Below are 20550 nucleotides of genomic sequence, written 5' to 3' on the forward strand. Positions count from 1 at the left end.
ATCAGCTCGAATGAAGGAGGAGCAAGCGATGCTTAAATTTACCGAAGCCGGCCATATTGATCCCGAGCTGCTGATGAATCCGTTCTGGGTGGAATCCTTGTCCCAGGTTTCTCCGGAGCATACGCATGATTTCTATGAGTTCTTTATCATCCGTGAAGGGACATGCCGGCATGTCGCCAACGGGCAAACTCAGCTCCTGAAGCCGGGATGTCTCGTATTCATGCGGCCCTCCGACATCCATAAATATGAACGTCTCGGGGATGAAGACTGCCGCTTTCTGAATATCGCCTGTCGGTACAAGGCGGTGGAGCAAGCTTTAGCATATTTAGATGAGCCTGCCTTTAAGGAAGGACTGCTGTCGGGAGCGGAGCCCCCTGTCGCCCTGCTTTCGCAGCTTGAGATGCTGGATGTGGTTCGCCATTTTGAACGGTTTCTTCTGTTGGCCACCTTGGACAAGATCAAAGCCCGATTGTATGCCAAAGGTTTGCTGACCGACATCCTGACCCAATATTTCCTGAAGCCCGATAACGTGGAGAAGCCGGACATTCCGCTGTGGCTGGAGCAAACCTTGTCCCAAATGCAGCTCAAAGAGAACCTGCTCGGCGGCCTCCAGGCCTTATACAGACTGTCTGGAAGGAGTGTCGGTCACGTGAATAGAGCCTTCCGGCAATACCTGCAGCAAACACCGACCGAATATGTGAACCAGCTGAAGCTGAATATCGCACGCAATCTGCTGCTGACCACGGAATGGAAAGTTGTCGATATTGCTCTCGAATCCGGCTTTGACAATGTCAGTCACTTCTACCACCAATTCAAAAAGTTCTACCACCAGGCCCCGCTGGATTTCCGCCGTAATGCGGCCAAGTGATAAGGTAAAAAAACCACAAAAAAAGCAAATGCCGCAATCCGCGTTCCGGATCCGGCATTTGCTTATTCATCATTTACTGTTCTATCCGTTTCTTGAATGGCCGCCTGAGTTGAAACCTTTGCAACTAAGGCCATGTTTACTCGATCCACGTTTACTCGATCCAATCTTCCGCCCAAGACTGAATTTGATCCATCACGGGGCGGAGCGCCTTTCCTTTTTCGGTCAGCTCATATTCAATCCTTACCGGCGTTTCCGGATAGACGTGCCGGGTCAAAATCCCCTCGCACTCCAGATCCTTCATCCGTTCGGACAGCATCTTATCGCTCATTGACGGAATCAGATTCGAAATATCTTTAAAGCGTTTGGGACCACTCATCAAAGTTCGAATAATCAATCCGTTCCACCGTTTCCCCAGGAAAGAAAATGCGGTTTCAAAGCGGGGGCACATGCTGAAATCCTTATCTGCCATTGCTTATCACCTCTTTAATGATCCGGAGCAGATGGTTCCGGATTTTGCTTACATTAAGTTAGTACATATCATTTTAACATAGTTTTGGCGATTTGAAAACGGGCTATTCATGGAATCTTAATTTTTCGACAAAAAAACCTTATCTTTGTTATTCTAATTTCCCCTAAAAAGAGAGAAGCAATCCTTAAACAAAAGTTCAGGATTGCTTCTTTTTGCTCTAAGATGTATCTGACAGACCAGACAGCTTACAGCCACCACATATCAGCAGCAGAGTCCTCGATCAGCACCTGCTTCAGGTTGCCGACCGCTTTGGTAAAGCCTTCTTCAACAGACATGAGGCCGTCTTCATGCTCGATGCTGACCACATAATCGTAGCCGACGAGGCGCAGCGTGCTGATGATGTCCGCCCAGGTTTTGAGGTCATGACCGTAACCTACGGTGCGGAACTGCCAAGCGCGGTCCATCATTTTGTCATAGGTCTGCATATCCGTAATGCCCCATTTGTTGACGTTAACCGGATCAATGGTTGTGTCCTTCGCATGGAAATGGTGGATCGCATTTTCACGACCCAAAATTTTGACCGCCTCAACCGGATCAATCCCCTGCCACCACATGTGGCTTGGGTCGAGGTTGGCACCGATGACTTCGCCTGCCGCTTCGCGCAGCTTCAGCAGTGTTCCTGGCGTATGTACCGAGAAACCGCCGTGCAGCTCCAAACCGATCTTCACATGATGTTCGGCAGCGAATTTTCCCCACTCTGTCCAGTAAGGAATGACTTTGTTCTCCCACTGCCATTTCAGGATTTCCTGGTAATCGTTTGGCCAAGGAGCTACCGGCCAGTTTGGATATTTGGCGTCTTCATGATCTCCCGGACAGCCGGAGAATGTATTGACCACCGGTACTTCAAGCTGCTCCGCCAGCAAGACGGTTTTGACGAAATCGTCATGATCGGCCTGGGCCAGCGCTTTCTGCGGATGAAGCGGATTACCGTGGCAGCTCAGTGCGCTGATGGTTAAACCGCGGGATTGAACCGCCCGCTTGAACTCGTTCAGCTTGGTTTTATTTTCGAGCAGCTCGTCAGGTTTGCAGTGTGCGTTGCCCGGATTGCCACCTGTACCGATTTCTACAGCCTGGATGCCTTTTGAGGCTACATAGTCAAGTGCTTCCTCAAGGGGACGTCCACCAAACAGAACCATAAAAATGCCTAATTTCACACCAATTCCTCCCTGAACCCTTATTATGGAATGCTTATCTTATTATAAACATGCTTTCTAGGCAAAAGCTGCCACAATTCAATTTTTAGCATATTCAACGTGTCAGCATATTCGGCTACTTAGCGTTACATGTTTAGCGTGTTAGCCTCTTTTAGCTTATTAGCGCATTGTTGATCAGTCAAAATAAACCGCTTTGCCCGTTTTGGCCGACTCATAGATCGCTTCCAGAATTTGCGTTACCACAAAGGCTTGCTCCGGTTTCACGAGCGGCTCTTTGTCTTCCAGAATCGCCTGTACCCAGGCTTTGGCTTCACGGTAGGCGTCCGTTTCCTCTTCACCAGAGAAGAAGGCTACGCCGCCGGAGCTGAGGTCGATTTGCGTATCATAGAGACGGCTGTTCTTCTCGCCGTTGATGCGCAGACCATTTTTCATATCGGCTCCGCCTTCTGTTCCGCACAGCAGCGTTTTGGCTTCGCCGGTCTCAACTACGTTCAGGGCCCAGCTGGACTCCAGAATGATCGTAGCGCCGTTCTTCATCGTAATGTAACCGAATGCAGAATCTTCAACCTTGAACTGGGCAGGATCCCAGGAACCAAATGCATTCGCTGCATTCTCGCGGTGACCGAGCTTATGGAAGACGGAACCCATAACACTCTTAGGCTCGTAGTTATCCATCAGCCACAAGGTCAGATCCAGGGCGTGTGTGCCGATATCGATCAACGGGCCGCCGCCTTGCTTCTCTTCGTCCAGGAATACGCCCCAGGTTGGAACCGCACGGCGGCGGATCGCCAAAGCTTTACCCAGGTAAATGTCGCCCAATTCACCTTGCTCACACAATTCCTTCAAATACAGGCTGTCGTTGCGGAAACGGTTCTGGTAAGCAATGCTCAGCTTCTTGCCGGTCCGTTTAGCGGCTTCCAGCATAGCACGGGCCTGCTCGGCCGTTTTGGCCATCGGCTTCTCACACATCACATGGTTGCCCGCTTCGAGCGCAGCTACCGTAATTTCGGAGTGGGAATCGTTTGGCGTGCAGACATGCACAACATCAATGTCGCTGTTTGCCAGCAGCTCGCGGTAATCAGTAAAGACTTTAGCGTCCTGCGTGCCGTATTCCTTGGCCGCTTTGCGGGCACGTTCTTCAACGATGTCGCAGAATGCGACCAAATCCACTTCAGGTTGTTTAGCCAGGCTCGGAAGATGTTTGCCATTGGCAATTCCTCCGCACCCGATAATTGCTACTTTCAGTTGCTTAGACATTCAATTTTCCTCCCTGAGACACGTAATTTTTAACCCAGTCCATGCTGGTTGTAATACAGTTGATTGCACCGTTCGCCGTGTAATCCTGCTCCACGATCAGCCATTCCACGTCAGCTTCGATGGCGGCGTCCGCAATGCGTTTAATATCCAGCTCGCCTGCGCCCAGCTCGACCGTTTCCGGTGAGCCGTCTTCTTTCTTCTTCACGTCTTTCAGATGCAGAAGCGGCATGCGGCCTTTGTATTTCTCGATGTAAGAGACGGCGTCAAAACCGGCAAACTCGACCCAGCAGGAGTCCAGTTCCACTTCAAGCAGCGAAGCAGGCACCGCTTCAAAAATCGTATCCAGCACCGTTTCGCCGTCAAGCTGCTGCGTCAGTTCAAAATCATGATTGTGGTACATCAGAGTGATGCCTTTGGCTGAGCAGGTTTCGGCTACGCGTTTAATGTCGGCAATGATTTCCGGCCAGCGGTTGCGGTCCTGTTCAGCGACGTAAGGGACAATCAGCTTGTTGTTGCCGATGAACTGGTTGATTTCAATCTGTTCATCCAGATGGTTCAGCAGCAGATCCAGTGAAGTATGCGCGCCAACAGCTGTCAGCCCGTTTTCCTCAAGCAGCGCTTTCACCTGCTCTTTGGTTCTGCCGTAGAAGCCGGCAAACTCGACGCCTTGGTATCCCAGTTCCGCTACTTTGCGGAGCGTTCCTTCAAAATCCTGTTCCATTTGTTCGCGAACCGTATACAATTGCAGTGCTATTTTAGCCATATCGATTCTCCTCTTCCTTGTTATAGATTTATCCTTCAGTATTACAAGTTATGGCCGGCGACTGTCCCATATCGGCCTTTCAGGATTGGCCCAGCTGTCCCGATTGACCCGGCGCCAGAGCCGCGCTCAGTTCCGCAGCGCTTTCAAGCGCAATATGCCGGCCTTCCTGGGAGGATCTGCCGAAAGCATGCATCGCTTCCAGCACATGATAAGCCACCAGTCCGGACGCCTTTGGCTCACGGCCTTGAGCGATAGCCTCAGCCATTTCTTCCAGACCTCTTCCGCGCTCATTGCCATGGCTCTCAAATACAGGCGGCAGAACCGTCCACTCCTCACTGCCTGCCTTGCGCAGCTTAACTTCGCCTTCAAAATAATTCGGATCCGGCAGACGCAGCGTTCCTTCCGTTCCGTAAATCTCGATCCACGGAAGCGTGCTTCCTCCCCGGATATCAAAGCTGGTTACCATCGTGCCGATGACGCCGCTGGCAAAATCCAGCGTACCGCTGTAATGCGTCGGTGTCTGAACCGGAATCGGTTTCCCCGCGTCAGGACCGGAGCCGACCTTCCGCTCCGGAATCTGGCTGCCTGCAGAGCCGCTGATCCGGGCAATCGGCCCGAGCAGCTGGACAAGCGCGGTCAAATAATAAGGTCCCATATCGAACATAGGACCGCCCCCGACCGCATAGAAAAAGGCAGGGTTCGGATGCCAGCCTTCCGGTCCGGCTCCCATCATGAAAGCAGTGGCCGCAACCGGTCTGCCGATGACTCCCTCCAGCAAAGCCTGACGAGCCGTTTCAAGACCTGATCCCATAAAGGTGTCTGGGGCCGAACCGATTACAAGCCCTTTTCTGGCCGCCAGCTCCAGCATTTTCTTTCCGTCGGAAAGAGAAATAGCCAGCGGCTTTTCCGTATATACATGCTTTCCATGCTCGAGCGCAGCCAGACTGACTGCGGCATGGGAAGAGGGAATGGTCAAATTCAGAATGGCATCTACATTGCTTTCCAGCATTTCTTCGACGGTGTATACGCTTTCAACACCGAACTGCTTGGCCCGCTCCTGCGCCTTCTCAGGGAGCATGTCTGCACAGGCAACCAAGGAAACCTTGGAGCTGTTCTGCAGATAAGTAAAATAAGCGGGACTGATATTGCCGCAGCCAATCACACCAACCTTTAACGGGGTCACGGAATCACTCCTTGAGCTATTCAATTTTGCTGCAAGTTACTCGGTTCTTAAGGAGCAGCTTATTGGGTTGCGCTTCCTTAAGTTAGCTTTATAGTAATATGATTCGAATTAAAGTAAAATGAATAATATGATTCAAACATGAACAATCTGGTCATTATTTTATTTTTGAATGTGCAGGAGGATGTCGCAGTATGGTCGCCGAAGAGCACCTGGTTATTTTGGCGGCGGGTTATTCCGTTCACCGTAAAGCTTATGGTTCCAACGATGCCAACGGTCCCGATCATTATTTGATCCGGCTTCAGACTGAAGGTAAAGCACGAACGCGCATCGGCAGCGATCTGGTAGATGTCGAGATGGGAGATGTGCTCCTCTTCTCCCCCAGCGAGCCATACGAATTATATATCGATCCCGCTGCCCAGTCTAAAACCTCTTCGATTTTAAGCGGAGATTATTATATCTTCATTGACGGCAGCTGGATCCGGAACTGGTGGGCAGCCAAAAGCAGACCCAACAAAATCCGGATGCCGATGACAGACGCGTTTATCAACTTATTCAGGCAAATATCGCTTGAGCAGCAGCGTGTTTCACAGCTTAAAGACGAAATCGCAGCCCATTACATTAAAATTTTATGTCTGGAAATCGACCGCCAGCTGGAAGAGCAGCCCAGAGACGGACAGCGATCCTATCTGGCTTATCAGCTCAAGCATTTCGTGGAGGAGAACGCCGCCACCAGCTTCCGCCTGGAAGACGCCGCCGCCCATGTCGGCATCAGCGTGTCCAGAGCGGTGCATCTGTTTAAAGCCACCTTCGGACAGAGCATCATCCAGTATGCAACCGATATTCGGCTGAACATGGCCCGTGAACGGATTATTTTCAGTCCGCTGTCCCTGGAGCATGTCGCGGAGAGCTCCGGTTTTCCAAGCTACAACTATTTCCACAAAGTGTTTCGTTCCAAATTCGGCATGTCTCCGAAGCAGTTTCGTCTGGCCAGCCGGGAGAATACCAAATAACCGAATAACTGAATAACCGAGTATCCGATGGACGTCCGCTTCAACAGCAGATGCCCGCAAAACAAAAAGGATGAAGCTGCCGCCAATGCGCTTGCTTCATCCTTTTCTTTGCTTCAGGAATCTTGTTTTATTTAAGAAAAAGATTTCTCGGGTTCCTGATGCTTCTTACGTTTTGTTTTGACCAACATTCCCAGACCGACTACCGCAATGATAACGAGCGCCTCAAACAAGTATTTGACAACACCGAGTTCAAACCAATCGTGAATCAGCGGCTCCTCAACCAGCATTTTCGCTGCCGTCCAGGCCAGTACAGCCGAACCGATGGTGATAACTATCGGGAATCGTTCCGTCAGCTTCAGAATCATCGTGCTTCCCCACACCATAATCGGTACCGAAATGGCAAGTCCGATAATGACCATCGTCATGTCGCCATGTGCAGCTCCCGCTACGGCCAGCACGTTGTCAAGCCCCATCATCGTATCCGCGATGATGATAGTACGGATGGCCGCCCATATGCGGGTTCCCGCATTGATATCATGTTTCTTCTCTTCAACCAGCAGCTTATAGGCAATCCAGATCAAAGCCAGGCCGCCTGCCAAACGCAAACCCGGAATATTCAGCAGCTGTACGACAAGCACCGTCATAATTACCCGGACCACGATGGCGCCTACCGTGCCCCATAAAATCACTTTCTTTTGATCCGCTTTCGGTACATTTCGAGCGGCAAGTCCGATGACAATTGCGTTGTCCCCTGCCAGCACCAAGTCGATCAGAATGATAGAGAATAAGGCCGTCCAAAACTCCATACTCATTAAATCCAAATGATAACCTCCTTTTTTCGATATGGCCGGATCCGCGCTGCCGGAACGTTATTTTTCTCAAATAATTGAAAAAAACGCCCCGTAAAACAAAAGCGCCTTGCCTGACTTCAGGCAAAGGCGCTATTTTGTCCAGAAAATCGCACAAAAAGAGACCTTTACCCGCAGCAATACAAGCAGGCAAAGGTCTCGCTAACAACAATTCGAATTGTTGCCGATAAAGCCGGGGATACTATCCCGTAATGACGACTTTATTGTGTTAAGCTACTCCCCTTTGGGAACCGAACTATTCATTTGTTCTCATTATAGCATCTGCCTCTTGAAAAAGCTATGTCCATGGCATACTTATTTTTCTGTGGAAGGAAAAAAGGATATAAGACGCGCCCTCTCCTTTGCCCGTTGTTTCTTGACCGCAGATTATATATGATTTGGAGTAGAATCAGGAAGGATCGGATGCATAATGAAGAAATGGCTCGCGCCCGTTATTTATATATTGATTATGGCAGCTGCATTTGCCTATAAGGATCAGATTAGTCTGATGTTAAACCACCGGCCTTCTCCGCTAGCGATGCTGCTGCTTGCCACCCTGCTCGGAGCGTTTCCGATTATGCCTTACAAGCTGGTGATTGCCGCAGCTGGTCTTCTCTACGGTCCCTCGATCGGGGCTCTCTTAACCGCAACAGGCTCTACCTTATCCGGTATTCTTCTTTATGCCGCGGGAGCCTACTGGTACCGAAAGGACGCCGAACGGTGGCTGAACCGATATTCCGGGCTTAAGCGCTTTGCTTCTTATGTCCATGGGCATCCCTTTGAATCGGTTCTGCTGTACCGGCTGCTGCCTATCGTCCCCCAATGGGCGATTAATGTGTACGCCGGCGCGGCCTCTATACCGTTTCTTATTTATTTGTCGGCCTCCGTTTTAGGTAAACTGCCCGGCATCTTGGTTTATGCTTACCTCGGAAGCTCCTTGTTCTCCCATCCTCTGCTGGCGCTGGAGGTTTTGGCCCTATATGTCATGTTTGTTTTGGCAGTGGTTTGGGGATATAAAAGAAGAAACAGACGTGAAGCCGGATAATTTTGTATTTACGGGTCACGGTTTGATTTTAGTTTTGGACATGAATCTATTATAATGAATTTATTGAACATTATTTTTTGCAATATTCAAATTTTGAAGTAAAGGCAGGCGAAACGCTATGAATCATATACAAGGCAAAACCGAACTGGCTACGTTTGCAGGCGGCTGCTTCTGGTGCATGGTTACTCCTTTTGAAGAACTTCCGGGCATTAAAGGCATCGTATCCGGTTATACCGGCGGCCATGTGGAGAATCCAACCTATGAACAGGTATGCGCCGGCGGCACCGGTCATTATGAAGCGGTGCAAATTACATTTGATCCAGATGTGTTCCCTTATCGCAAGCTTCTTGAACTGTTCTGGCAGCAAATCGATCCAACAGATGCAGGCGGACAGTTCCATGACCGCGGGCAGTCCTACCAGACCGCCATCTTCTATCACAACGAATCCCAGCGTGAGGAAGCCGAAGCTTCCAAACAGGAACTGGCGGACAGCGGGCGTTTTGACAAACCAATCGTAACGGAAATTTTACCGGCCAAACCGTTTTATGCAGCAGAGGAATATCATCAGGATTATCACAAGAAAAATCCGATGCACTATAAACGGTATCGCAAAGGCTCGGGCCGCGCGGATTTCATTGAAACCCACTGGTCCAAACCTCTTATCGATCAGCAGACGCTGAAGAGCAAACTTACGCCGATCCAATACGAAGTTACGCAGAACAGCGCGACAGAACGTCCGTTTACCGGCGAATATTGGGATCACGAAGGAGAAGGTATTTACGTAGACATCGTCTCCGGCGAACCTTTGTTCTGCTCCAAGGACAAATATGATGCCGGATGCGGCTGGCCAAGCTTTACCCGTCCGATCCGCGACTACAGCATCAAGGAGAAGCTTGATACCAGCCATTTCATGGTCCGGACCGAGGTTCGCAGCCGGGAAGCCGACTCCCATCTGGGCCACGTCTTTGATGACGGCCCTGGACCAAATGGCCTGCGCTACTGCATCAATTCGGCCGCACTCCGTTTTGTGCCCAAAGAGGACCTTGAGAAAGAAGGCTACGGCGAATATCTTGCGCTGTTTGAATAAGCCAACGAAGGGTAATTAAATAAACAACCGGAGTGGTCTCTTCTTTCGGGCCCGCGTCCGGATTTCATTCAGGAGAGTACAAACGGCAAACGTTATACTCTCCTGTTTGTATTCGAGGAGGATTGCAAATGCCTTGGAGCAAAAATGATTACCCGCCATCCATGAAAAATCTTGATCCCCGCGTTCGCCGCAAAGCGGTCGAAATCGCCAACGCGCTGCTTGAGGACGGTTATGAAGAAGGAAGAGCTATCGCCATTGGCACCGCCAAAGCGGAGGAATGGGATAAAGACCATCCGAAAGACAAATAATTCCGTGTTATGACGATAGCATCAACAACGATTAGAACGGAGAATGAAACCCATGCTGCCCTATCCTTGAAGTTTGGGCAGCATGGGTTTTCTCATGAAGGCGGTTTATCGTGCCCCAGTGTTGGTCCATTTTTAATCGCCCAATCCCCCGGCAGGGTTAAAACACCCTGAAATCGTTTTCTAAGTCGGAGTCTGTAACAGTATTTATGCCTCTTCTTCTGCCTATTTAATATATACAACTCTCCGAAATGAAATCGATTTCTCGCAATTCAGAATCAGGCAGCTAAATAAGGCATGTGTTGTTTATCTTTAGTGCCTTGTCGACCTGAATTTCAAAGGTTATAGTAATCGATTTCATTTTGAAATATAATTAAACCTATACTTTATCAAACAAATAAATTTCCAAGGTTGAGGTTATTATGGACGCCAAAATTGTCGACGTTGCTGCTAAAGCGGGGGTGTCCCCTGCCACAGTGTCCCGGGTGCTGAACCGGTCGAGCGGTGTGACGGAGAAGACACGGTTAAAGGTTATGAAAGCTATCGAAGAGTTAGGTTATCATCCCAATGCCGCCGCCAAACATCTTCGTTCCCAAAAGACAAAAACGATCGGAGTGATCGCTCAGGACATCAACAGCACTTATTTCACTGAAATTATCAAAGGCATTGAAAATATGGCCTATGCACAGAGCTACAGGGTGATCATCTGCGATTCCGAGAACCAGAAGGAGAAAGAACAGGAATATTTGAACCTGTTACTGGACCGGACCATCGACGGCCTGATTCTGATCGCTCCGCTCATTGCGGATGAGGAAATTATCGAATTGGCCGATAAAGGGTATTTCGTAGCCGTAGTCGGCCGCCATATCGAACACGAGCGTATCCCCTGTGTTTATACCGATAACGTCAAATTTTCCCGTGAAGTTGTCAAACATCTTGTTCAGCAGGGACATCGGGATATTGTGTTCCTGAACGGATACCCGGATGCTGTTGATAGCTTCGAACGGCTGGAGGGGTACTTGAAGGCGCTAAGAGATTATCAAATTCCGTTCCGGCCTGAATTCGTAGAGAATGGTCATTTCAGTGAGATCGGCGGTTATGAAGCGCTCAAACGTCTGGTCGAGAAGAAGCTGTCCTTCACCGCTGTCTTCGCTGCCAATGATGAGATGGCGCTTGGTGTTTACCGGGCGTGTGCGGAGCTTGGCATCCGCATCCCGGACCAGCTTGCGGTGATCGGGGTCGACAACAATCGGATCAGCAAATACATCAATCCGACTTTAAGTACCGTTAGTCAGCCTAAGTATACGATGGGCTCCATTCTGGTGGAGAAATTCATCGATCAGATGAACGAGAACCAGTTCGAGAACAAGCGGGTTTTTGTCGTGGATTCCGAACTGATTGTACGGGAATCTTCCACCTTTACGGTAGGTAGTTCCCCGGAGAAACCTTAAAGCTCTGTCTGATGCCGTTTCCCCGGCGTTGTCCGGTCTATTAATGCTTTTCTCTTTCTATTCTGCCTTCTATTGGATCTAAAAAAGCACCTTCAAGAAATCCATCTGCGCTGTAAGAGGTGGAAGACAACTTGAAGGTGCTTTTGCTTTTTGCATGAGCAACTTTTGTATCAGCACAGAAACGCCCGCGGCGATACATACACAAACCGTTCGGCGCGCGCCATGATATGAAACTTCTGTTCCGGAAAATGGCGGTACAGATAGTCGGCGAAATAACCGGGATTTTCGGCATTGCCGGCAAACAAATCATAATGAAGCGGAATGACGGTTTCAAACCCCGCAGCATAAGCGAATTCGGCCGCTTCCCGGTAATCCATGTTACCGACGATATCCCGGCTGGTCCGGAAATAGTCGCGCCCGTTAATCGGCAGCATCGCCAAATCTACATTATGCTGCCGCACATTTTCCAGCAGGCCGTCGTAAATGACCGTGTCCCCCGCATGGTACAGCGCAACCCCGTTCAGCTCAAGGATGTAGCCGACGTAGCGGTGAAAACCCTGCCCGTCCTGCTCCAATTGTTCATGCGCGGCCGGGATGGCCTGAAGGCGAAGTCCCTCCAAGGGAGAAATCCAAACCCCGGTTTCGGCATTTTGCAGCTTGTCCTCCTGGACGCCGCTTTCCTCCAGCAGCGGTTTGCGGCACCAGGCCGGTGCTACCATTTTCATGGCAGGATTGCTGCCGACCATAACCGACAGCGTGGCCGGGTCCATATGGTCGATATGCTCGTGCGTGATCAGGCACAGATCGGCCCCCGTGATATGCTCCGGGCGAATCGGCGCCGGGTAAGTCCGCGCCTCAAACTCGGATACAAAAGGATCGACGTAAACCGTCACTCCTCCACCTTTGATAATGACACTTTCCTGGCCCAGAAACCAGACCGCCAGACAGCCGTACGGCACCTCCGTGTTTTGAACTTCCTCAATCAAAGCCTCCCCGCTTCTGTTAATGCTTTTGTTGATGCTTCTGTTCATTTCGTTCATCCGTTATGCTCCTCTCAGCCATTCAATGAAATTCGACTTTTGTTTTGAATTCCTTCGTTTCGCCTTTCTTTTCGCCTTTCGTTTCACTATGTAAAAAAAGCGCTCCCCGAAAAGAGGAAGCGCCCCAAGTCTTAAGCTTGTGCGGTTTTGCCGTCCACCCGTTCCACGACGTAAGAGACGGAGACAGGTTTGACAGGTTTGGTTTTCTTCTGGAAACCGACGATCCAGGTGATGATTTTCCCCGCGATCAACACGGCCAGAACCGTAAACAGCGTTTCCGGCAGCGGCAGGAAAATGAGTGAAACCAGCAGGACCACAGCATCAAGCAAAATAAATACCGTACCGATCTTCATGCCGGTCCATTTACTTACGCATAAAGCCAATATATCGTCCCCACCGCAGGCTCCGCCTCCGCGCAGAACAAGACCGGCTCCTATCCCGGTCAGCAATCCCGAAAGGATCGCAACGACGAGCAGGTTATGGTGCAGATTCAGCGTTATTGGCGAAAACCGTTCGCATGCTTCGTACGCAACCGAGAAGGAAACCGAGCCCAGCAGCATATAGCCGATGAAACGGCGTCCTTTCAGGTAAAAAGCAAGCACCATCAGGGGGAGGTCCAGCAGAATCGTCATCAGGCCGGGCGGCAGATTAAACAGGTATTTCCCCAGCAGAGCTATCCCGACAAATCCGCCCTCCGCCAAATGATTCTGAAAGTTAATGTGGTAATACGTCAATGCAAGCAAAATCGAGCCCGTTAAAATCATTAAAATCTGTCTGACATGGTTGGTGTTTTCTGTTCTCATCAGGTATCCCTCTTATCGCAGTTTTGTTGTCCTTTCGGCAACGCCCTGCAAAGAAGGTCCTTCGAGCTTTTATCCTTCGCATGATTACACGCTTCTTTCGCAGGGAATTAGCCTATCCGGCATGCCACTACGAAAGGGAGCTAAGTATAAGAGAGATCACAACGTTTCCAAATCGTCCTTTCGGATTTCGTCCTTCGGGAACTCATGGTATCCTGATCCTTTCCTTATTTGATTTGAAGCAAAAGCCGATCAGCCGGTTCTGCTTCCTTTTTTCCTAATATTATTATAACACAGGAAAAATGATGACTAAACAGCTTAACACCCGTTTATACGGGCATCCGCTGTTTTAAACCGGCATAGGCCGTTAAATTTCGCGAAGGATGAACAGTAAGCTCTTGAAATCTCCATCAAGCGGCTTAAAATGCAGGCCCCGGTACATCAGCTCGTCGCCGCCGTACACTTTGCCGTCCGCTTCCAAACGATAAGCTTTGGCCGGATCCAGCCCTTTCAGCTTCAGGCGGCGAAGCGGCGCGTTCGGGCCGGCTAACACCTGGAAATACGCGGCGAACGCTTCTTTTTTATCCTCGGACACAAACATCCAGGCGGTTTCATTCCCTTCGAACGGACTGAGCAGCCGGTAAAAGTCGCCGAACTGGATCAACCCCCGGAGCTGCTTATACTGCTCGACCTGAAGTTTGACGCTGTGCTTCTCTTCGTCCGTCAGCTTGGTCAGATCCAGCTCATAGCCGAAGTTGCCGGACATCGCCACATGGCCGCGGGTTTCAAACGGCGTGCTGCGGTGCACCTGATGGTTCGGCACGGCGGACACATGCGCGCCCATGGCGCTGGCCGGATAGACGATGCTGGTGCCGTATTGGATTTTCAATCGTTCCACGGCATCCGTATCGTCGCTGGTCCACGTTTGCGGCATGTAATACAGCATACCCGGATCAAACCTTCCGCCTCCGCCGGAGCAGCTTTCGAACAGGATATGCGGGAATTTCGAGGTTATGCGTTCCAGCACATCGTACAAGCCGAGCATGTAACGGTGGGCCGTTTCGCGCTGGCGTTCAGGCGGCAGCAGGGCGGAGCCGATCTCCGTCATGTTGCGGTTCATGTCCCATTTCACATACGTTATCGGCGCAGAGGCCAGAACGCTGCTTACGGATTCCACGATATAATCGCAGACGTCGGGCCGGCTGAGATCCAGAATCAGCTGTTCCCGGGCCAATGTGCGGCTGCGGCCTTCCACATGCAGGCACCAGTCCGGATGCGCCCTGTACAGATTGCTGTCCGGGGACACCATTTCCGGCTCGAACCACAGTCCGAACTGCATGCCGGTTCCCGTAATGTCTTCGCCTAACTGCTTCAAACCGTTCGGCAGCTTGCGGCGGTCTTCCTTCCAGTCGCCCAGCGAAGAATCATCGCGGTCGCGGCGGCCGAACCAGCCGTCGTCGAGCACAAACAGCTCCAGCCCCAATTCTTTGCCGGCAGCGGCGATTTCTTTGATTGTCGATTCGTTGAAGTTGAAATAGGTCGCTTCCCAGTTATTGATCAGAATCGGCCGGCTTTGATCGCGGTAAACGCCCCGGCAAAGGCGGGTCCGGTAAAGCTTGTGATAAGTGCGCGACATGCCGCCAAGCCCTTCCGAGGACCGGACCAGCACAAGCTCCGGCGTCTGAAATGTCTCTCCAGGCTCAAGCTGCCAGCTGAAGCCAAAAGGCTGCAGTCCCAGCATGACCCGGGTCGTGGCGTATTGATCCACCTCCGCCTGGGCCATAAAGCTGCCGCTGTACACGAGGCTGAAGCCGTAAACCTCGCCGAAATCCTCGCCCGCATTCCGCTCAAGCAGCGCGATAAACGGGTTCTGCTGATGGCTGCTGGAGCCGCGTTTGCTGTCAATCCGGTGAATGCCCGGCACCAGCGGACGGGTATGCATATGGCGCTCCCGCGTCCACGTGCCGGACAGCTGCAGCATTTCATAATCCGCATCGGCGAATTCCACGCTGCCGCTCATCACCCGCTCCAGAACGGCCGGGCTTGTCCCCTTATTTTCAATCCGTACGGAACGCGTAATGGCATCGATATCGCGGAAGGCGGTAAAAGCCAGCACCACCGACAGCCCGCTTGGCTCGTCTTTCAAATATAGCTCCAGCGTATCGGCTTCCCCTTCGGTTTCCGCATAGGTGGCCGGAAGTCCGGTCAACTCGGGTTTGCCCGCCTTAATGGCATGTCCCTCGTAGCGGAAGTCACTGACTGCCGATCCGTCTGCAAAACGAATTTCCAGCGCAGGCTCGCGGAAGTCCCCCGTTCCATAGGAAGGATATTCATGCGGCAGCGTATCAAAGGAAAAAGTGCGGTCCTCGCGAATAAAATTCGGGCTGAACGAGCAGCGCTCGATTGTCAGGTAATCGGTATGAAAGCGGGAAACGTCCAGCTTCGGTCCCCAATACAAATGAGCCGGATAACCGGCCTGCACAAGCTGAAAGATGTAGCTGGAATCTTTGGATTGCAAATGAAAAATTTGATTGCCAGAGTCGTAATGAATGGTCATGGTTTTCCCCTTTTTCGATTCATTTAGTAATAAGGCAGCGTTTTCATTTTGAACTACATTCAGTATATAAGCAGACAGCCGGAAATACTAGCATCTCTTGGAAGGCCGCTATTTGCTTCATATCCCCCCTTCCCCTGCTTCCCGAGTGATGAAAAAGCAAAAACCGCCCCTTCACGCGAACCGCACCCGGCGGCTGGATGAAATCCAACTGCCGGATGCCGTTCACGCGGGACGGCTTTTCCGTTTCTCGGCTGATAGGATATTTAAACGGTCTCTACCAGCTTGACGATATTTTCCTTGATAATGCCGCAGGACTTTAGAAACTTCTGCTCCTCGTCCGCCGAGAGATTCAGCTCCAGAATTTCCTGGATGCCGCCTTTGCCGACAATCGCCGGTACGCCGGTGCAAAGCTCCTTTTGCCCATATTCGCCGTCCAGAATCGCGGAAACCGCGATGATTTTGTGCTCGTCATTCAGAATGGCCCGGGTAATGTAAGCCAGGGCATTGCCGATGCCGAACTGGGTATTGCCTTTGCGCGTAAAAATTTCCCATCCCGCATCTTTCGTCCGCTGCTCGATCGTCTCCAGATGGAGGTCTTTAAAACGTTCCTTATGCTGCTCCAAAATATGCAGAATCGGCTTTCCTCCAATAGTAACGTGCGACCAGGCCACGAACTGGGAATCGCCGTGTTCGCCGAGCGCATAACCTTGAACGCTGCGCGGATCGACGGAAAACACCTCGGACAGCAGTGTTTTCAGCCGCGAGGAATCGATCGAGGTACCCGTGCCGAGGACGCGTCCACGCGGCAGTCCCGAAACCTCGCGTACGAGATAGGTCACGATATCCACCGGATTGGCCGCCACGACAAACACGCCGTCAAACCCGCTGGCCATAATCCGGCTTACAAGGTCCTCCGTAATGGCTTTGGCATCCTCCAGCAAAGCGAGGCGTGACTGCATGCCCTTCGGATTCCGGCCCGCCGTTAAAATGATCACATCCATGTCCGCACAGTCCTCCAGCGTGCCCGCATAAACTTTGGTACGGGTAGAGGTAAACTCCATGCAATGCGATAAATCCAGCGCCTGTGCCACCGCCTTGTCGTAGGTCCGGTCAACAATCATGATCTCATCGCAGATCGACTGGTTGATCATGGAATAAGCGCATCCTGCGCCAACCATGCCCGCCCCTACCACGGCTACTCTTCTTGTTCCTTTTCTCATCCGTCATCCTCCTGTTGTCATCCGTTATCCTAGTTTTCTTCTCTATACAATATAATATTTAGCCCATTAAAATGTCACAAAATCTGCCATCAAACCCGTGACATTTCAACGAAATATCGGATAAACGGGTGAGAACAGGACTTTTTTAAGCTTTCAGAGCATCCAGAACTTCGCCAACCGGCTTGTATTCGTATCCCAGGCTGAGCGCCACGGCTTCATTTGTTACTTTTCCTACCGAAACATTGACGCCTTTCGCCAAAGCAGGGTTTCTGCGAACACTGTCCGCCAGGCCAAAATTAGCGATCTGCAGAGCATATGGCATCGTGACGTTGGTCAGTGCCAACGTAGACGTGCGTGCGACCGCTCCCGGCATATTCGCTACGGCATAGTGGATTACACCATGTTTAGTGTAAGTTGGATCAGCATGGGTCGTTACACGGTCTATCGTCTCCACCGAACCGCCCTGGTCAATAGCCACGTCGACGATCACCGAACCTTCGCTCATTTGCTGTACCATATATTCCTTGACGAGTTTCGGCGCCCGGGCTCCCGGAATCAATACGGCTCCGATGACGAGGTCGGCTTTCGCTACGGCCTGCTCCAGGTTGTAGGGACTGGACATTACTGTCGTCAACCGTCCGCCGAAAATTTCATCCAGGTAGCGCAGACGGCTCGCGTTAAGATCCAGCAGGGTTACCCGGGCTCCCATGCCCAGCGCGATTTTGGCTGCATTGGTCCCTACCACGCCGCCGCCGACGATCACAACCTCCGCCGGAGCTACCCCGGGCACGCCGCCAAGCAAAATGCCTTTACCGCCGTAAGGTTTCTCCAGAAACTGGGCTCCGATTTGCGCCGCCATCCGTCCGGCTACCTCGCTCATCGGGGTAAGCAGCGGCAGCGAGCCGTCTTCAAGCTGCACCGTTTCATAAGCTACCGCATGTACGCCGCTTTCCGCCAGGGCACGCGTCAGTTCGGGCTCCGGGGCAAGGTGGAGGTAGGTGAACAAAATCAAACCTTCACGGAAAAAGCCGTATTCCGCCGTCATAGGCTCCTTAACCTTCATGATCATTTCGGCGCTGGACCATACCTCGGCTGCCGAGTTCGCCACATGAGCGCCTTTGCCCTGATACTCTTCATCCGTAAACCCGCTGCCTGCGCCCGCGGAGGTTTCGATCCAGACTTCATGACCGGCCCGAACAAGCGTATCTACGCCTGCCGGAGTTATGGCAACACGATTTTCATTGTTTTTGATTTCCTTCGGAATTCCTACCCGCATATCCAAGACTTCCCTTCCTCGAATGATAGGCAGCTGCAGCTCTGGCAACCGTTCTTCTCAGACTACTCCTATATATTACATGAGAAGGCGTACAGTTGGAACATATCCGAACATGAAAAATACGGCAGAACCTCTAGATCACCCGATTTTCCGCTTTTTCTCCGAAAATGGCGTTAACTTTTCTGCCCTAAAGCGTTAGTCCATGTGTCTGTTAAAGTATCTGAGCTGCCTCATTATAGTCTGCCCATCCCTTATGGTCCCCTTAACTCCTATGTTTCCCTTATCTCTTACGATTGTTCCATCTCTTACGGTTCCGCCTTCTCCCCAGCCCTGCAAGTTCACTCGCCAGAAGCCAAACGTGAAGCGATTTCTTTAAGGTATCTGGATAAACGAACGCTAATCTCCGACCGGACTACGTCGCGCACCAGACCCAACCGGTCTTCATACCCCCTGCATATAAAACGGTGGTAAACTATCAGATCTTCTTGTTCATCACGAAACACCCGGATGTTCCGCTTGGCCAGCTCCCGCCGCAAAAGGTACAGATCCTCGCTGATTTTACTCCTCACGACCTTCCCCGCCATTAAATAAAGAGGTTTAAGCAAATTGGCCCGATGCTCAATGTCATCCAAGCTTTTCTCCACCATGCTCAGCATGTAGGGCAGCAAAATATAATCGCGGATCATGATCAGCTCAGCTTCTGTAGGCCGAGACGGAGGCACCTTTGCCGTATGGGCATGCCGCTGCTCGTACTGCTCCTGATGTTCGGTCAGCAGCATTTTGGATTTCCATCGCTCATTTCCATCTAGTTTACTCATTTAAAATGCCCCCCAATCTGTCCGGCTCTTTCCCTGGCGACCCCGGACTCCAGCAAAGAAGATGCTCTCACGACCGCATCGCTGCCGTATCGGTCTTTGATCTGGTCGGCCGCTTGTTCAAGTCTGTAAGCCTTGAAACGATCCTCGAAAAGGGTCAGCTGCATAAGCGCAGGGTCAGTCAGATCCGTAAGCGATACATGCAAACGGCTGAGGGGCATTCCTTTCCAATACTGACGGAGAATCCGCCGGGCAGCTGCGGCTACTTCATGGGAAAGGGAAGTCGCCTCCGGGAGCGTAATCTGGCGGCTGAACGATGAAGAACGCCGCCCATCCGTCTCGGCCGCGCCTACCGTAACTACCCGCCCGATGTAGCCCCATCTTCTGCAGCGGCGGCATACCTCTACCACCAGCTCCAGCAGCACTACCTCGATGTCTTCAATATTCCTGTATAAGCTGCTTCGGAGCGCTTTGCCGTGGCTGATCGATTTCAGCTTGCCGCGTATATCGGCAACTACAGGGCTCGGGTCAATCCCCCTTGCAGTCTGCCAATAATATTCCGCCTGAATATCACTCTGCCTGCCCATTTCCTGCCTCATGCGGCGCTTGAAGTCGGGAAGCTCCAGCCGGGCGATGTCTCCGATCGTATGCAGGCCCATCCGCTTGAAATGCCGGGTCATCCGGGATGCCGTCATAAACATTTGCTGAACAGGCAGTGGCCACAGCTCGGTTTCGATATTGGCAGCATCCAGTTTAAAAATGCCCTCCGGTCTCTTCTTCGCAAAATTATCCGTTGCCATCTTAGCCAAAATCTTGCTTGGGCCGATTCCGCACCGGGTCCAGACGCCGGTGGAGAGCAGCACTCGCGTCTGAATTTGCCGGGCCATTTCCTCCGGAGGGCCAAAATAAGGAATGGACCCTGTTACATCCAGAAACTGTTCGTCGATCGAATAAGGTTCAACCTGATCCGTAAACGATTCAAAAATTTCCGTAATCAATAGAGAGACGGCGATATACGTTTGCATCCGCGGACGGATTACCACCAGGTCGGGACACTTCGCCAGCGCCTCCCCCACCCGTTCGGCGGTAGTTACGCCCCGTGATTTGGCGATTGGACAGGCCGCGAGGATGATGCCTGAGGGGCGGGAGGGATCCCCTACCGCTACCGGTTTATTTTTCAAATCCGGCCTTCCCGCCTTCTCCACCGAAGCATAAAACGACTGTCCGTCTGCCAGCATAATGACCCGTTCCGTCTTCACTCTCTCACTCCCCATCAACAAAACCGAAAGTATGTTCGTATTTCATTATATACCGAATGTACGTTCGTTATGCAATGGTTATT

The 20550-nt window shown here is 51.4% G+C and carries 19 protein-coding genes; 6 read left to right on the forward strand and 13 right to left on the reverse strand.

Features of this window, described 5'->3' with window-relative positions; all coding sequences use genetic code 11:
- Window positions 1-28: 28 nt before the first annotated feature.
- Complete coding sequence (locus tag CBE73_RS05915) at window positions 29-868, forward strand: helix-turn-helix domain-containing protein (RefSeq protein WP_174704671.1); 840 nt, start codon at window positions 29-31, stop codon at window positions 866-868.
- Window positions 869-1019: 151 nt separating this feature from the next.
- Here the strand turns inward: CBE73_RS05915 and CBE73_RS05920 are convergent, their stop codons facing one another.
- The 5 genes from CBE73_RS05920 to CBE73_RS05940 all read right to left on the reverse strand — a co-directional run bounded on the left by CBE73_RS05920 (window position 1020) and on the right by CBE73_RS05940 (window position 5754).
- Window positions 1020-1337: a winged helix-turn-helix transcriptional regulator gene (locus CBE73_RS05920; protein WP_068696152.1), complete on the reverse strand. Its 318-nt coding sequence runs from the start codon at window positions 1335-1337 to the stop codon at window positions 1020-1022.
- Window positions 1338-1582: 245 nt separating this feature from the next.
- Window positions 1583-2551: a sugar phosphate isomerase/epimerase family protein gene (locus CBE73_RS05925; RefSeq protein WP_094093438.1), complete on the reverse strand. Its 969-nt coding sequence runs from the start codon at window positions 2549-2551 to the stop codon at window positions 1583-1585.
- Window positions 2552-2725: 174 nt separating this feature from the next.
- Window positions 2726-3808 (reverse strand): Gfo/Idh/MocA family protein, encoded by a 1083-nt coding sequence (locus tag CBE73_RS05930; protein ID WP_094093439.1) that lies wholly within the window; start codon window positions 3806-3808, stop codon window positions 2726-2728.
- Window positions 3801-4571, reverse strand: coding sequence for a sugar phosphate isomerase/epimerase family protein (locus CBE73_RS05935; protein WP_094093440.1), 771 nt, complete (start codon window positions 4569-4571; stop codon window positions 3801-3803). Before CBE73_RS05935 ends, CBE73_RS05930 begins: the two co-directional genes overlap by 8 nt.
- Before the next feature lie 79 nt (window positions 4572-4650).
- Window positions 4651-5754, reverse strand: coding sequence for a Gfo/Idh/MocA family protein (locus tag CBE73_RS05940; RefSeq protein ID WP_094093441.1), 1104 nt, complete (start codon window positions 5752-5754; stop codon window positions 4651-4653).
- A 191-nt stretch (window positions 5755-5945) separates the two neighbouring features.
- Here CBE73_RS05940 and CBE73_RS05945 point away from each other — a divergent pair, with 191 nt between their 5' ends.
- On the forward strand, window positions 5946-6764 hold the full coding sequence (locus tag CBE73_RS05945; protein WP_094093442.1) for an AraC family transcriptional regulator: 819 nt from the start codon (window positions 5946-5948) through the stop codon (window positions 6762-6764).
- 131 nt (window positions 6765-6895) lie between these two features.
- Here CBE73_RS05945 and CBE73_RS05950 read toward each other — a convergent pair whose 3' ends face one another.
- Window positions 6896-7585, reverse strand: coding sequence for a TerC family protein (locus CBE73_RS05950; protein WP_094093443.1), 690 nt, complete (start codon window positions 7583-7585; stop codon window positions 6896-6898).
- A gap of 457 nt (window positions 7586-8042) precedes the next feature.
- On the opposite strand from CBE73_RS05950, the gene CBE73_RS05955 reads away from it, so the two are divergent.
- The 4 genes from CBE73_RS05955 (at window position 8043) to CBE73_RS05970 (ending at window position 11500) form a co-directional block, all read left to right on the forward strand.
- Window positions 8043-8657 carry a TVP38/TMEM64 family protein gene (locus tag CBE73_RS05955; RefSeq protein WP_094093444.1) on the forward strand — a complete coding sequence of 205 codons (615 nt, stop codon included), beginning with the start codon at window positions 8043-8045 and terminating at the stop codon, window positions 8655-8657.
- Window positions 8658-8775: 118 nt separating this feature from the next.
- A complete protein-coding gene (msrA, locus tag CBE73_RS05960) occupies window positions 8776-9744 on the forward strand; it encodes a peptide-methionine (S)-S-oxide reductase MsrA (protein WP_094093445.1) in 969 nt (322 codons plus the stop codon).
- A 128-nt stretch (window positions 9745-9872) separates the two neighbouring features.
- On the forward strand, window positions 9873-10052 hold the full coding sequence (locus CBE73_RS05965; protein WP_094093446.1) for a DUF2188 domain-containing protein: 180 nt from the start codon (window positions 9873-9875) through the stop codon (window positions 10050-10052).
- 419 nt (window positions 10053-10471) lie between these two features.
- A complete protein-coding gene (locus CBE73_RS05970; RefSeq protein WP_094093447.1) occupies window positions 10472-11500 on the forward strand; it encodes a LacI family DNA-binding transcriptional regulator in 1029 nt (342 codons plus the stop codon).
- Between the two features lie 170 nt (window positions 11501-11670).
- On the opposite strand, the gene CBE73_RS05975 is transcribed toward CBE73_RS05970, so the two are convergent.
- From CBE73_RS05975 to CBE73_RS06005, 7 genes are all read right to left on the reverse strand, one after another.
- Window positions 11671-12540 carry an MBL fold metallo-hydrolase gene (locus tag CBE73_RS05975; RefSeq protein WP_229752481.1) on the reverse strand — a complete coding sequence of 290 codons (870 nt, stop codon included), beginning with the start codon at window positions 12538-12540 and terminating at the stop codon, window positions 11671-11673.
- Window positions 12541-12671: 131 nt separating this feature from the next.
- Window positions 12672-13343, reverse strand: a complete 672-nt coding sequence (locus CBE73_RS05980; RefSeq protein ID WP_094093448.1) for a YitT family protein — start codon at window positions 13341-13343, stop codon at window positions 12672-12674.
- A gap of 364 nt (window positions 13344-13707) precedes the next feature.
- The gene (locus CBE73_RS05985) at window positions 13708-15897 is read right to left on the reverse strand and encodes an alpha-galactosidase (RefSeq protein WP_094093449.1); all 2190 of its coding nucleotides are present in this window, start codon (window positions 15895-15897) and stop codon (window positions 13708-13710) included.
- 263 nt (window positions 15898-16160) lie between these two features.
- On the reverse strand, window positions 16161-17117 hold the full coding sequence (locus tag CBE73_RS05990) for an L-lactate dehydrogenase (RefSeq protein WP_094093450.1): 957 nt from the start codon (window positions 17115-17117) through the stop codon (window positions 16161-16163).
- A gap of 145 nt (window positions 17118-17262) precedes the next feature.
- Window positions 17263-18393 (reverse strand): alanine dehydrogenase, encoded by a 1131-nt coding sequence (ald, locus tag CBE73_RS05995; RefSeq protein ID WP_094096164.1) that lies wholly within the window; start codon window positions 18391-18393, stop codon window positions 17263-17265.
- Between the two features lie 338 nt (window positions 18394-18731).
- Window positions 18732-19211: a YhjD family protein gene (locus tag CBE73_RS06000; RefSeq protein ID WP_094093451.1), complete on the reverse strand. Its 480-nt coding sequence runs from the start codon at window positions 19209-19211 to the stop codon at window positions 18732-18734.
- Window positions 19208-20467: a DNA polymerase IV gene (locus tag CBE73_RS06005; protein WP_229752480.1), complete on the reverse strand. Its 1260-nt coding sequence runs from the start codon at window positions 20465-20467 to the stop codon at window positions 19208-19210. The genes CBE73_RS06000 and CBE73_RS06005 overlap by 4 nt, the downstream gene beginning before the upstream one ends.
- Window positions 20468-20550: the final 83 nt, after the last annotated feature.

It is taken from the genome of Paenibacillus physcomitrellae (assembly GCF_002240225.1).
Taxonomy (GTDB): domain Bacteria; phylum Bacillota; class Bacilli; order Paenibacillales; family Paenibacillaceae; genus Fontibacillus; species Fontibacillus physcomitrellae.